Consider the following 13,622-nt stretch of genomic DNA (forward strand, 5'->3'; position numbering starts at 1 on the left):
GTCGGCATGCGCTACATCATCATCGGAGCCGGGGCCGTCGGCGGAGCAGTCGGGGCGCGGCTCGCCGGGGCGGGCCACGAGGTGGTCCTGGTCGCGCGGGGTGCGCAGTACACGGCGCTGCGCGAGCGCGGACTGCGCTTCCTCGCCCCGGACGGCGAGCACACCCATCGGCTGCCGGTCGTCGACGGGCCTTGGGCGCTGGGCGAGTTGCGCACGGACGACGTCCTCGTACTGGCCGTCAAGACCCAGGACAGCGAGGCCGCGCTGGACACCTGGGGCCCGGCTCCGGTGCGGGGCGGCGCCACGGCCGCCGAGCAGCTCCCGCTGGTGTGTGCGCAGAACGGCGTGGAGAGCCAGCGGCTCGCCCTGCGCCGCTTCCGCCATGTCTACGGCGTGTGCGTGTGGCTCCCGGCCACCTTCGTCGAACCGGGCGTCGTCTCCGCCGCCGGCACCCCGCTCACCGGCATCCTGCACCTCGGCCGGTATCCCCACGGCACCGACGACACCGCCCGCCGGATCGCCGCCGACCTGGAGAAGGCCCGGTTCGAGGCCCCGGTCGTGCCGGACGTGACGCGCTGGCAGTACGCCAAGCTGCTGAGCAATCTCGCCAACGCCGTCGAGGCGGTCAGCGGGCCGCTCACCGGACAGGAGGCGGAGTCGCTGTACGCGCGGGTGCGGGCCGAGGGCGAGTCTGTCCTCGAGGCGGCCGGTGTCCCGTACGCGAGCGGCGCGGAGCAGAAGGAGGTGCGCGGCGACAAGGTGCGCCTGGTGCCGCTCGCGGGGGCCCAGCGCGGTGGCGGTTCCTCCTGGCAGTCCCTCACCCGCGGCACCGGCACCATCGAGGCCGACTACCTCAACGGCGAGATCGTCCTCCTGGGCCGGCTGCACGGTGTGCCGACCCCGCTCAACGAGCTGCTGCAACGGCTCGCCACCACGTTCGCGCGGGAGCGCCGGGCGCCCGGATCGCTGTCGGTCGCGGATCTGGTGCGACTCGCCGACGAGGCCGTGGCGGACGCCGCCGGGTAGGCTGCCGCGTTCCACCCCCCCACTCAAGCGGCGCTGCGGCCTCTTTCCGCGTGCGCCCGGATGATGTCCGCGTACCGGCGCCCGCTGCCCTTCACCGTGCGCTTCTGTGTCCTGTAGTCGACGTGCACCAGCCCGAAGCGCTTGTCGTAGCCGTACGCCCACTCGAAGTTGTCCAGCAGCGACCAGGCGAAGTAACCCGCGAGCGGGGCGCCCCGACGGGCCGCCGATGCGCAGGCCGCCAGGTGCTGCTCCAGATACTCCGTGCGCTCGGGGTCGTGGACGGTTCCATCGGGGCGTACGACATCGGGATAGGCGGAGCCGTTCTCCGTGACGTACAGCTTGCGCGCGCCGTAGTCGTGCGTCAGGCGGAGCAGGAGGCGCTCGATGCCGGTTGCGTCGATCTCCCAGTCCATGCCGGTGCGGGGCACGCCGGGTCGGGGAACCGTACGGACCCGTGGGGCCGGCCCGGTGGGGTCGTCGGCAACGGTGGCCGGCATGTAGTAGTTGAGGCCCAGCCAGTCGAGGGGCTGCGCGATGGTCTTCAAGTCGCCCGGCTCTTCCGGAAGTTCGACGCCGTACACCTCTCGCATGTCGGCCGGGAAGCCGCAGCCGTGCACCGGGTCCAGCCACCAGCGGTTGGTGTGCCCGTCCATGCGGCGGGCGGCCTCGAGGTCCTCCGGCCGGTCCGTGGCTGCGTGGACGGTGGAGAGGTTGTTGACGATGCCCACCTGCGCGCCCGGGGCCGCCGCGCGGATCGCCTGTGCGGCCAGACCGTGGCCGAGGAGAAGGTGGTAGGAGGCGCGGACGGCGGCCGTGAGGTCGGTCAGCCCGGGGGCCATCCTGCCTTCCAGGTGGCCGATCCAAGCGGAGCACAGGGGTTCGTTGAGCGTGGTCCAGTGGTGGACGCGGTCGCCGAGACGTTCGGCGACGACCGCCGCGTACGAGGCGAGGTGGTGGGCCGTGTCGCGGACCGGCCAGCCGCCCCGGTCCTGGAGCACCTGCGGCAGGTCCCAGTGGTACAGGGTGACGGACGGGGTGATGCCCGCCTCCAGCAGGCCGTCGATCAGCGCGTCGTAGAAGTCGAGCCCCTTGGCGTTGACCGCACCGTCGCCGCCCGGCACCACGCGCGGCCAGGCGATGGACAGCCGGTAGGCGTTGGTGCCCAGTTGGCGCATCAGGCCGATGTCCTGGCGCCAGCGGTGGTAGTGGTCGCAGGCGATGTCTCCGTGGTCGCCATTGTCGATCTTGCCGGGAGTGTGCGAGAACGTGTCCCAGATGGAGGGGGAGCGGCCGTCCTCGGCGACGGCCCCCTCGATCTGGTAGGCCGACGTGGCCGTCCCCCACAGGAAGTCCTCGGGCAGTGCGGCAAGGTCGATGGTCACGGAATTCCCTTCGAAGGCGTAAGGGGCGGTCACTTCACGGCTCCCGCGGTGAGCCCGGCGACGAGATAGCGCTGCAGGAGCAGGAACCCGGCGACCACGGGCACGCTGACGACGAGCGAGGCGGCCATGATCTGGTTCCAGTAGACGTTGTAGAGCGTGGAGTAGCCCTGGAGGCCGACGGCGAGCGTGCGGGTGTTGTCGTTGGTCATCACCGACGCGAACAGCACCTCGCCCCAGGCGGTCATGAAGGCGTAGACGGCGACCGCGACGATGCCGGGGATCGCGGCGGGCACGACGACCCTGAACAGGGCCCCGAGCGGGCCGCAGCCGTCCACCAGCGCCGCCTCGTCCAGTTCGCGCGGCACCGAGTCGAAGTACCCGATCAGCATCCAGATCGAGAACGGCAGCGAGAAGGTGAGATACGTCAGGACGAGCCCGCCGCGCGAGCCGAACAGGGCGATGCCGGTCGCGTTGCCGATGTTGACGTACATCAGGAACAGCGGGAGGAGGAACAGGATGCCGGGGAACATCTGCGTGGACAGCACGGTGACCGTGAAGACGCGCCTGCCCCGGAAGTCGTAGCGGCTGACGGCGTACGCGGAGAACACCGCGACCACCACCGAGCAGATCGTCGCCGCACCCGCCACGATCAGCGAGTTCACGAAGTACCGGGCGAGCGGGATCGTCGTCCAGATGTCGATGTACGGGCGGACGGTCAGGTGGCTCGGCAGCCAGCGGAACTTCCCGGAGACGTCGGCCAGGGGCTTCAGCGAGCTGGAGACCATCGCATAGACCGGTACGAGGACGAAGCCGGTGAGCAGGGTGAGGAAGATCCGCCGGGACCAGAGGAAGGACCGGGGCGGAGCCATCGGCGAGCGGGGCGCCTGCGAGGTGCTAGACATCGGCCGTCTTCCTTCCTCGGGAGGTCAGCACGAGGTAGACGCCCGTCACCACGAGCAGGAAGAGCAGCAGCAGGACGGACATGGCGGAGCCTGTGCCGAAGTTCCAGGTGACGAAGGACGCCTGGTAGATGTGGACGGAGATGAGGTCCGCGGCCTCGGGGGCGGACTTGCCGAACAGGACGTACGGCGTGTTGAAGTCGTTGAACGTCCACAGGAACAGCACCAGGACCAGGACCTGGTTGACCGGGCGCAGCGACGGCAGGGTGATGCGGCGGATCTGCTGCCACATCCCGGCCCCGTCGAGGGCGGCCGCCTCGTACAGCTCGCCCGGGATGTTCTGCAGGCCGGCCATGACGATGAGGAAGGCGAAGGGCCAGCCCTTCCACACGGACACCGTGAGCAGCGCGACGAAGCTGTTGGTGCCGATGAGCCAGAAGGACGGCTTGCCGGTGAGGTGCAGCTGATCGTGCAGGACGTGGTTCACCAGGCCGTTGTCGTGCTGGAACATGAACACCCAAGTGATCACGGCCGCGTACACGGGAAGCGCGTACGGCACCAGGAACAGGGCGCGCAGCAGGCCGCGGCCACGGAAGGCGTCCTGCATGTAGATCGCGGCCGCCGTGCCGATCAGCCAGCACAGGCCGACCGACAGGACGGTGAAGGCGACGGTGACGAGGAAGGAGTGCAGGAGGGCCGCGCCGACCGGGGCGTCGAAGTCCACTGACACCTTGTAGTTGGAGAGGCCCGCCCAGGGGGCGGTACCCCAGTCGCGGATGTAGAACTGGGTGAGCTCCTTGAAGCTCATCACGATGCCGATCACCATCGGCACCAGGTGGACCAGGAGTTCGAGGAGCAGGGCGGGCAGGAGCAGCAGGTACGGCAGTCCGATGCGGCGGATCCTCCCGGGGCGGCGGGGCGTTCGCCTCGCCGCCCCGGAAGGGCTCTTGTGGACGGCGGCCTCTGCGGGAGCAGTGGTCGTCATCGTGCTCACTTCGCCGGCATCTGCTGTTGGGCCTTCTCGAGCTCGGCCTTCACCGACTCCGTGGTCACAGCGCGTCCGGCGGCCGCGGCGGCGAACAGGTCCTTGACGGCCGTACCGACCGCGGTCTCGAACTGGGACTCGTCGGCCACCTGCGGAAGCGCTGCGGCGCTCTTGGCGAGGGTGTCCTTCAGGACCGCGTTGGCAGGGGAGTTGAAGGCGGGGTCCGCCTGGGCCGTCTTCACCGGCGGGATCGAGCTGTACTCGGTGTTGAGGACCTTCTGTTCGGCGTCGCTGGTCATGAACTGCACGAACTTCACGGCGCCGTCGAGGTTGTGGGTGTTCTTGAAGACGGCCAGGTTGATGCCCGCGACCATCGAGTCGACCTGCTTGCCCGTGCCGGGGGTGCCGGACTGCACGGGCACGGGGGCTATGCCGTACGCGTCCGCGCTCATGCCCTGCGATGCGAGGTTGGCGGACGCGGACTGCCACAGCAACATCGCGTTCGTTCCCTTGGCGAAGTCGCTCACGGACTGGTTCTGGGCGTACTCGGCGTTGCCCGGTGCAATGACCTTGTCCTTCGCCATCAGGTCGACGTACTGCTTGACCGCGGCGACCACCCCGTCATTGGTGAAGTCGGGCTTGCCGTCCGCGGTGAAGAAGTCCGCGCCGTGCTGCTTGGCGAAGACGAAGGCGTGGTGGATGTTCTCCGAGGGATTCGAACCCTCCGCGCCCAGGCCCCACTTGCCGCCCTTGGACAGCTTCTTGCCGTCGGCGACGAGTTCGTCCCAGGTGGCCGGCGGCTGGGAGATGCCCGCGTCGGCGAACATCTTCTTGTTGTAGTAGAGGGCGTACGCCATCGAGTACAGCGGCACCGCGGCCGGGTCCTTGCCCGGTGCGCCCGTCGAGCCGAGGGCCGAGTCGACGAAGCGGTCCCTGCCGCCGATCTTGGCGAAGTTCTTCGCGTCCCACGGGAGCAGCGCACCCGTGGCCTGCAGGGAGGCGCTCCAGGTGTTGCCGATGTTGAGGACGTCGGGACCCTGCCCCGAGGTGGTCGCGGTCAGGATCCGGTTGAGCAGATCCGACCAGGGGACGACCTCCAGCTTCACCTTGATGCCCGTCTGCTTCTCGAACTTGGCGAGTTCGGGCTGGAGGACCTTCTTGTCGACCTCGATGCTGGCGCCCTGGTTGGAGGCCCAGTAGGTGAGCGTCTTCGGTGAGTCGTTGGAACCGCCGCCGGTCGACGAGCCGCCGCCACAGGCGGTCACGGCGGTCAGCAGGGAAACGGTGACCGCACCGGCGGCCGCGGCTCGGATTCTGCGCATGGCTCAGACGTCCCTTTCCGGGGGGAGACCCACGAGCGCGTTCGTCCCGAACGACACCCGGCTTAATTTAGAGTGTGAGTTAAGACGCGAAGGAAGGTCGCGTCAAGGGATCGTGCGGAGGTATCTTGCAGGTCGGGCAGAGGCGGAGGGAACCACATGACGGCGCGGAACGGGCGGACAGTGCGCGACCTGCGGCGGGGCAATCGCACCGCCGTACTACAACGATTGTATTTCGACGGGCCGATGAGCCGCTTCGAGCTGGGCCCGGCCACCGGACTCAGTTCCGGTTCCATCAGCAACGTGGTCGCGGAACTGGTCGCCGACGGCCTGGTGGAGGAGGCCGGCACCGTCGAGTCCGACGGCGGCCGCCCCCGCACTCTGCTCCGCGTCACCGCCGACAGCGGTCACATGATCGGCATCGATGTGGGCGAAACCCGAGTACGCGTCGAGCTCTTCGACCTCACCCTCACCGAGCTCGCGCGCGCCGAACGGCCCCTGGAGCATCACGGCTACGACGTCGAGACCATCGTCGGCCACATCCGCGACGGCATCGCCGAGGTCCTCGCCGAGACGGACATCGGCCCCGAGCAGCTTCTGGGCGTCGGCATCGGCGTCCCCGGCATCGTGGCACACACCCCTGAACAGGGGGCCGTGGTCCACGGGCAGACGATCGGCTGGGACGCCGTCCCCCTGGAATCCCTGCTGCGCTCGACGTGCGGACTCCCCGACTCCGTCCCCTACTTCATCGACAACGGCGCCCGGACGCTCGGCCAGGCCGAGATGTGGTTCGGCGCCGGCCGGGGCGCCCGCACCGCGGTCGTCGTCCTCTTCGGCTCCGGGGTCGGCGCCTGTCTCGTCACGGAGGAGGTGGAGCAGGGCCGGTCCGTCGAGTGGGGGCATCTGACCGTACGGGTCAGGGGGCGTCGCTGCCGCTGTGGCGCCCTGGGCTGCCTGGACGCGTACGCGGGTGCCGAGGCGCTCATCGACCGCTGGCGCGAGGAGGGCGGACGCCCGCCGGAGGGCGCCGACGAGGAGACCGCCCTGACCGCGATGGTCGCCGCGGCCCATCCCCCCGAGGGCACCGGCACGGACCCGGCGGCACTCGCCGTCCTGGAGGAGGCCGCCGAGTACGTGGGCGCCGGCCTGTCCGACCTGATCAACCTCTTCCAGCCCGAGCGCATCCTCATCGGGGGCTGGGCAGGGCTTCAGCTCGGCACCCGCTTCCTGCGGGCCGTACGCCGGTACGCCGCCTCGTACGCCCTGCGCCATCCGGCCGAACGCGTCTCCATCGACCTCGGAAAGCTCGGCCCGGACGCGGTCACGGTGGGCGCCGCCATCCTGCCCCTCGCCGACTTCTTCGCACACGGCGGGCAGCGCGGCCCCTACGGTCGCGGACGCCACGGCGAGCGCGCGTGATTCGGCCGACGGTGCGTGTCGCGTTTGTTCAAGAGGAACGCGGCGGCCGTTCCTAACGTGGAGGCATGAGCGATGCCTACCACAACGTGCACCCCTACCTGGCGGAATGCGCCGCCGAGGCCGCCCGAGTCGCCCGGGGCGTCCGCGCGGAGCGGCTGTCCGAGCCGACCCACTGCACCGGCTGGGACGTCCGTGCCCTGGTCAACCACTGGGTCCTGTACACCTCGCACGGACTCGAACACCGCGCCCTGCGCAAGCAGCTGCCCGAGGAACTGACCGCACGCGACTTCACCGCGGACCCCGGCTGGGCGCACGGCTACGCCGAGCAGCTCGACCGCGCCGTCGCCGCCTGGGACGACCCCGCCGTGTGGGAGGGGGAGATCGACCTCGGCATGGCGAAGATGCCCGCGGAGGAACTGGCGCGGATGCTCGTCAAGGAGCTGGCCGTCCACGGGTGGGACGTGGCGACGGCCACCGGCCAGGAGTACCGGATCTCCGAGGGCGCCGCACGGCTCGTCCTGGACGTCGTCGAGACCCACGGCGACCTCTACCGCCAGTACGACGGTTTCGCCGACCCCGTGCCCGTTCCCGACGACGCGCCCGTCTTCGAGCGCGCGCTGGCGGCGAGCGGACGCGATCCGCGGCAGACCCCGGTGGGCGAAGTGGACCACTGACAAGGCCGGTGATTGGACCAAGGATCTGTGCCAATCGGCGACTAGCGTCGGCGGCATGCCGAACACCACTGCTGTCCGCGTCGACGCCTACTTCGACCCCGCCTGCCCCTTCGCCTGGATCACCTCCCGCTGGCTGCTGGAGGTCGAGCGCCAACGCCCGCTCGACCTCCGCTTCCATGTGATGAGCCTGTACCTGCACAACGTGGGCAACGAACTGCCCCACTGGTACCGCACGTTGGTCGACAAGTCGATCGGCCCGGTCCGAGTCGCCGTCGCCGCCGCCGAACGGCACGGCGAGAAGGTGCTGCGTGATCTCTACACGGCGTTCGGGACCCGTATCCACGAGCGCGAGGCGGAGGACTTCGACGCGGTGATCACCGAGTCCCTCGCCGAGCTCGGACTGCCGGCCGACCTCACCGCCGCCGCGCACGACCCCGCGTACGACGAGGCCGTACGGCGCAGCCACGACGCCGGCGCCGAGCCCGGCTCGGGCGGCTATGTGGGCACACCCACCGTCCATGTGGACGGAACGGTGTGGTTCGGCCCCGTGCTGCGGGCCATCCCCCGGGGGGCCGCGGCGGCGGAACTCTTCGACAGCTTCCGGGTGCTGGCCACGCACCCTGACTTCTTCGAACTGAAGAGGACCAGGACCAACGGGCTTTGCTTCGACTGAGCGTCGCCGACAGCGCGGTCAGGAAGGTGACCATCGATCCGATGAATCGAGCTTTCGATCGGGGAACCTACGGCGATTTTTTGTCATATTGATTGACGGTGATGGACAGTGCTCCTACCTTTCCCGGCGTTGGGTACAGGCAAAGCCCACGGGAGGGGTACATGCCCACGCACCGAAGAGCCGCCCTCGTCACCCTCGTCTCCGCGCTGCTGGCGCTCGGCGTTCCGGGTGCCGTCGCCCAGGCCGGGGCCGCGTCCTCGGACCACTTAGCGTCCCCGGCCGACCTTTATGTGTCGCCGGCCGGGAACGACCACGCCGACGGCACCGCACGCCACCCGGTCCGCACCCTGGAACGCGCACGCGACCTTGCCCGGACCCGGGCAGCACACCTGACGGCCGACCTGACGATCCATCTTGCGTCCGGCACCTACCGTCTGACCGACCCCCTGGTCCTGGACGCCCGCGACTCGGGCACCGGCGGCCACAAGGTCGTCTGGCAGGGCACGGGCGCAACGGTCGTCAGCGGCGGCCGCCAGGTCACCGGCTGGAGTCCGGTCGCGGGCCGGCCGGGGCTGTGGTCCGCGCCCGCGCCGCACGGGCTCACCGACACCCGGCAGCTCTACGTGGACGGGGTGCGCGCCCAGCGGGCCCGCGGCGCCGTCCCGGTGACCCTGACCCAGACCGCGACCGGCTACACCGCGTCCTCGGACACCATCGCCCACTTCAAGCGCCCGTCCGACGCCGAGTTCGTCTACACCAGCGGCGAGTCGCTGTGGAACATCGAGCGCAACGGTCTCGGGCAGTGGACCGAGCCCCGCTGCCGCATCGCCTCCGCCGAGGGCACCACCATCACCATGGCCCAGCCCTGCTGGGACAACTCCAACAAACGGGTCGAGTTCCCGGACATCCCGGGACGCACGGTCAGCATGGTGGGCCCCGGCCACCTCACCAACAGCGGCAAGGCGACGTACATCGAGAACGCCTTCGAGCTCCTCGACCAGCCCGGCGAGTGGTACCTCGACCGCGGCGCGCACCGCGTGTACTACATGCCCCGCAAGGGCGAGAACCTCGCCCGGGCCGATGTCGAGGCGGCGGCGGCCGAGAAGCTGGTCGACGGCCGGGGCACGGTCGACGCGCCGGTCCACGACATCGCCTTCCGCGGGCTCCGGTTCAGCTACGCGACCTGGCTGACGCCCTCGGGACCGGAGGGCTTCTCCGAGATCCAGGCGGGCTACACCGTCACCGGCGACAAGGGCTGGGCCACGCAGGGACTGTGCCAGTACGTCGAGGGCGGCACCTGCCCCTTCGCCTCCTGGACGAAGATGCCGGGCAACGTCTCGTTCGCCCACGGACAGCGGATCGACTTCGCCGACGACGTGTTCGCCCACCTCGGCGCCGCCGGCCTCGACCTCGGCACCGGCTCCGAGGACTCCACCGTCAGCGGCAGCATCTTCACCGACATCTCCGGCAACGGCCTCCAGATCGGGGGAGTGGACGGGCAGACCCCGGCGTCCGGGGTGCAGGTGACGAACAACCACCTCTACGGCCTGCCCCGCGAGTACCACGGCGGCGTCGCCGTCCTCAACGGCTACACCCGGCACGACACCATCGCCCACAACCAGATCGACCACGTCGGCTACAGCGCCGTCTCCATGGGCTGGGGCGGCTGGCCCGACAAGATCGGCGACCCGGCGACCCCGAACCCGAGTCATGACAACGAGGTCCGCGACAACCTGATCTTCGACTACATGCAGATGCTGGACGACGGCGGCGGCGTCTACACCCAGGGTCTGACCGGCACCTCCATGGCCGACGGCGAGAAGGTCACCAGCAACGTCATCCACGACCAGTGGGGCCTCGGCAAGAGCGTCTACACCGACAACGGCTGCACCTACGAGACCGTCCAGGGCAACGTCCTCTACCACGCCTCCTACGCCAACGTCGCCTCCCGTCACACCGACTACCGCGACGGCCTCGGCAACAACGACCCGACCCTCGTCAAGGACAACTGGTGGGAGGAAGGCACCGCCGACGGCGACAACAAGGGCCTGGTGACCACCGGCAACAAGATCATGACGGCGCTGTCGGACGTGCCGGCGGACATCGTGGCGAACGCGGGCCTGGAACCCGCCCACCGCGCGCTGCTCCAGCGCACGATCGGCGGCCCGTCGGCCCCCGAGGCCCCCTCACGCGTCGGCACGAGCACTGCGGGCGCCGACGCGCTGTACGTCACCTTCAACCCGAGCTTCGTCGAGGGGAGCGCCCCCGTGACGGGCTACACGGCTCGCGCCTACGACATCACCGGCAAGCAGGTCGGCGAACAGGCGGTGACAGCGGCCGACTTCCGGCGCACCGCTCTCGTACGCCTCGGCGGGCTGCCGTCCTCGGGCGGCCCCTTCACGGTGACGGTCACGGCGGCCAACGCGTACGGCACCAGCGCCCCGTCCCTCGCCTCGCTCCCGCTGACGCCCACGGCCGCGACCACGCTGCCCCCGGCCCCGACGAGCCCCAAGCTGCGCACCCGGTCCACGGCGGCCACCCTCGCCTGGACCCCGCCGACGGCGACGGGCGACGCCAAGGTGATCGGCTACCGGGTGACGGTCTCCGACGGTCGCGACCCGATCGACGTCGCCGGCCGGGACGTCCTGGTCACCCAGCCGTCCGCCAAGGGCATGTTCCGCGTGATCGGCGGCCTGAAGCCGGGCACCACCTACACGGTCACGGTCGCCGCGGTGACGGCGGCGGGCACCGGCCCGTCGGCCACGGTCACGGCGACCACGACCTCGTAGGACGCCGGACAGGGAACGGTCAGGCCCCGAGTGCCGCGGGCGTCGGCACCCGGGCCCGGTCGTAGCGCTCCACCACGACCCGCGCCACCTCCGGCGCGGGCCCCAGCACCTCGGCCAGCACGTCCGCCCCGGCCGCGCCCCGCGCGATGCGGTCCGGCAGGAAGCCGGGTGCCAGGACGTACGGCGCCACGGCCACCCGGGCGCAGCCCAGTTCGCGCAGTTCGCGCACCGCTTCCTCGGTGCGCGGAAGGGATGCGGAGGCGAACGCAGGCCGCACGGCGCACCAACCGGTGTGCCGCCACTCCCGCGCGATGTCTGCGATCACTGCGATCGCCTCCGGGTCGGTGGACCCCGCCGAGGCCAGCACGACCCCGGTCGAGGACTTGTCGGCGGGGGTCAGGCCCGCCTCGTACAAACGGCGTTCGAGGGCCCGCGTCAGCAGGGGTGAGGGGCCCAGCACGTCCGCCTGCCGGATCCGCAGCCGTGACGGCGCCTCCCGCAGGACGGCGGGGATGTCCGCCTTGGCGTGGAACGCGCGGGTCAGCAGGAGGGGGAGTGCCACCACGTCCCGGACGCCCTGAGCCGCCAGGGACTCCAGCACCCCGTGCACGGACGGGACGTTGAAGTCCAGGAACCCGGTCTCCACGCGCAGCCCGGGCCGCAGCGACCGCACCCGCCGTACGAGGGCGTGCACGGTCGCGGCGTGCCGCGCATCGCGGCTGCCGTGGGCGATCACGAGGAGGACCGGGTTGTGCATGCGGCGGCTCAGCCCTTCACGAGCAGACCGCGGCTGCGCAGCACCGACCGCTCCAGCGGGCTGAAGATCAGCAGGTCGATGGCGATGCCGACGAACAGGATCAGGATGATCGCCTCGAACACCATGGACATGGAGCTCGCGTTGCGGCCGTTCTCCAGCAGCGCGCCCAGGCCGATGCCGAGGTCGGGCGAGGAGGCGATGATCTCCGCCGCCATCAGCGAGCGCCACGAGAACGCCCACCCCTGCTTCAGCCCCGCGAGGTAGCCCGGCAGCGCGGCCGGCAGCACGATGTGCCAGGCGCCCCTCAGACCGGTCGCGCCCATCGTGCGGCCCGCGCGCAGGAACAGCGGCGGCACCTGGTCGATGCCGGAGACCAGGCCGTTGGCGATGGAGGGGACCGCGCCGAGCAGGATCACCGCGTACATCATCGAGTTGTTCAGGCCCAGCCAGATCACCGCAGGCGGCACCCACGCCACCGACGGCAGCGACTGCAGACCGGACAGGACCGGGCCGATGGCCGCGCGCACGAACTTCACCCGCGCCACCAGCAGGCCGAGCGGGGTGCCGATCGCCAGCGCGAACAGGAAGCCCAGCAGACCGCGCGAGACGCTGGTCCAGATGTAGCCGAGCAGCGTGCCCTGCAGCCAGGCGTCCTTGAACTCGCCCGCCACTGCGCCGGGGGAGGGCAGCTTGGTCGGGTCGTCGACGACCTTGAAGGAGATCAGCGCCTGCCACACCACCAGGACCAGCGCGATTCCCACCAGCGGCGGGAGGATCTTGTTGACGAAGGTCTGCCGGAAGGGCGTACGACCGGTGACCGTGGTCTCCAGTGCGTCGAGACCGGCCTCCACACCGCCCAGCTCGGTGCCCTCGGTCGTCTTGGTCTCACTGCTGGCCATGGCGGCGGATCTCCCCACGCAGTACTTCGGTGATCTCGAGGGACAGCTCCGCGACGGGCGCGTCCTCGATACGGCGCGGCTGCGGAATGCCGACCGTCCACTCGCGGGCCACCCGTCCGGGGCGGGAGGACAGCAGCACCACGCGCTGCGCGAGCCGTACCGCCTCGCGCACGTTGTGCGTGACGAACAGGACCGACACACCCGTCTCCTGCCAGATACGGGTCAGCTCGTCGTGCAGCAGGTCCCGGGTGATGGCGTCCAGTGCGGCGAACGGCTCGTCCATCAGCAGCAGCCGGCTGTCCTGCGCCAGCGCGCGGGCCATGGCGACCCGCTGGCGCATGCCGCCGGACAGCTCGTGCACCCGCTTGCCGTACGAGCCCTTCAGCCGGACCAGTTCCAGCAGTTCCTCGGCGCGCTCGCGCCGGTCGCTCTTCGCAACGCCCCGGAGCTTCAGGGCGAGTTCGATGTTCTTGCCCGCGGTCAGCCACGGGAACAGGGCGTGCTCCTGGAACATCAGGGCCGGGCGGCCGTCCGTCGTGATGGAACCGCCGGTCGGCCTGTCCAGGCCCGCCACCAGGTTCAGCAGCGTCGACTTGCCGCACCCCGAGGCCCCCAGGAGGGTGACGAACTCGCCCGGCGCGACATCGAGGCTGATGTCGTCCAGCACGAGCTGCTGCCCGCCCGGCACCGGGAAGGACTTCGAGACGTGCTCAAGGCTTGCCGCCTGGTCGACGGACTCGGCGGCCGCGGCGAGGGTCGTGGCCATGGTCGTCACCTCCTGGGAACTCATCGGCTGCGGG

12 protein-coding genes are annotated in these 13,622 nt (G+C 70.5%); 5 read left to right on the forward strand and 7 right to left on the reverse strand.

Annotated elements, in window-relative coordinates:
• The first annotated feature begins 6 nt into the window (after window positions 1–6).
• Window positions 7–1,026, forward strand: a complete 1,020-nt coding sequence (locus ACFYZE_RS13565; RefSeq protein ID WP_388992129.1) for a ketopantoate reductase family protein — start codon at window positions 7–9, stop codon at window positions 1,024–1,026.
• Window positions 1,027–1,049: 23 nt separating this feature from the next.
• Here ACFYZE_RS13565 and ACFYZE_RS13570 read toward each other — a convergent pair whose 3' ends face one another.
• Genes ACFYZE_RS13570 through ACFYZE_RS13585 form a run of 4 tightly spaced genes read right to left on the reverse strand, consistent with a single transcriptional unit; the run spans window position 1,050 to window position 5,614 of the window.
• Window positions 1,050–2,408 (reverse strand): GH1 family beta-glucosidase, encoded by a 1,359-nt coding sequence (locus ACFYZE_RS13570; protein WP_388992132.1) that lies wholly within the window; start codon window positions 2,406–2,408, stop codon window positions 1,050–1,052.
• Window positions 2,409–2,437: 29 nt separating this feature from the next.
• Window positions 2,438–3,277, reverse strand: a complete 840-nt coding sequence (locus ACFYZE_RS13575) for a carbohydrate ABC transporter permease (protein ID WP_388992430.1) — start codon at window positions 3,275–3,277, stop codon at window positions 2,438–2,440.
• A 25-nt stretch (window positions 3,278–3,302) separates the two neighbouring features.
• Complete coding sequence (locus tag ACFYZE_RS13580; RefSeq protein ID WP_388992135.1) at window positions 3,303–4,292, reverse strand: carbohydrate ABC transporter permease; 990 nt, start codon at window positions 4,290–4,292, stop codon at window positions 3,303–3,305.
• Between the two features lie 5 nt (window positions 4,293–4,297).
• Window positions 4,298–5,614 carry an ABC transporter substrate-binding protein gene (locus ACFYZE_RS13585; protein WP_388992138.1) on the reverse strand — a complete coding sequence of 439 codons (1,317 nt, stop codon included), beginning with the start codon at window positions 5,612–5,614 and terminating at the stop codon, window positions 4,298–4,300.
• Window positions 5,615–5,770: 156 nt separating this feature from the next.
• Between ACFYZE_RS13585 and ACFYZE_RS13590 the strand changes: the two genes are divergently transcribed.
• The 4 genes from ACFYZE_RS13590 to ACFYZE_RS13605 all read left to right on the forward strand — a co-directional run bounded on the left by ACFYZE_RS13590 (window position 5,771) and on the right by ACFYZE_RS13605 (window position 11,166).
• Window positions 5,771–7,030, forward strand: coding sequence for an ROK family protein (locus ACFYZE_RS13590; protein ID WP_388992141.1), 1,260 nt, complete (start codon window positions 5,771–5,773; stop codon window positions 7,028–7,030).
• A 65-nt stretch (window positions 7,031–7,095) separates the two neighbouring features.
• On the forward strand, window positions 7,096–7,704 hold the full coding sequence (locus tag ACFYZE_RS13595; protein WP_388992144.1) for a TIGR03086 family metal-binding protein: 609 nt from the start codon (window positions 7,096–7,098) through the stop codon (window positions 7,702–7,704).
• Window positions 7,705–7,759: 55 nt separating this feature from the next.
• Window positions 7,760–8,377 carry a DsbA family protein gene (locus ACFYZE_RS13600; protein WP_388992146.1) on the forward strand — a complete coding sequence of 206 codons (618 nt, stop codon included), beginning with the start codon at window positions 7,760–7,762 and terminating at the stop codon, window positions 8,375–8,377.
• Between the two features lie 161 nt (window positions 8,378–8,538).
• On the forward strand, window positions 8,539–11,166 hold the full coding sequence (locus tag ACFYZE_RS13605) for a fibronectin type III domain-containing protein (RefSeq protein ID WP_388992149.1): 2,628 nt from the start codon (window positions 8,539–8,541) through the stop codon (window positions 11,164–11,166).
• A gap of 19 nt (window positions 11,167–11,185) precedes the next feature.
• On the opposite strand, the gene ACFYZE_RS13610 is transcribed toward ACFYZE_RS13605, so the two are convergent.
• The 3 genes from ACFYZE_RS13610 to ACFYZE_RS13620 are packed head-to-tail and all read right to left on the reverse strand — an operon-like array spanning window position 11,186 to window position 13,612.
• Window positions 11,186–11,923 (reverse strand): sirohydrochlorin chelatase, encoded by a 738-nt coding sequence (locus ACFYZE_RS13610; RefSeq protein WP_388992152.1) that lies wholly within the window; start codon window positions 11,921–11,923, stop codon window positions 11,186–11,188.
• Window positions 11,924–11,931: 8 nt separating this feature from the next.
• Window positions 11,932–12,822: an ABC transporter permease gene (locus ACFYZE_RS13615; RefSeq protein WP_388992154.1), complete on the reverse strand. Its 891-nt coding sequence runs from the start codon at window positions 12,820–12,822 to the stop codon at window positions 11,932–11,934.
• Complete coding sequence (locus ACFYZE_RS13620; RefSeq protein ID WP_388992157.1) at window positions 12,809–13,612, reverse strand: ABC transporter ATP-binding protein; 804 nt, start codon at window positions 13,610–13,612, stop codon at window positions 12,809–12,811. Before ACFYZE_RS13620 ends, ACFYZE_RS13615 begins: the two co-directional genes overlap by 14 nt.
• Window positions 13,613–13,622 lie beyond the last annotated feature (10 nt).

It is taken from the genome of Streptomyces sp. NPDC001796 (genome assembly GCF_042892355.1).
Classification (GTDB): domain Bacteria; phylum Actinomycetota; class Actinomycetes; order Streptomycetales; family Streptomycetaceae; genus Streptomyces.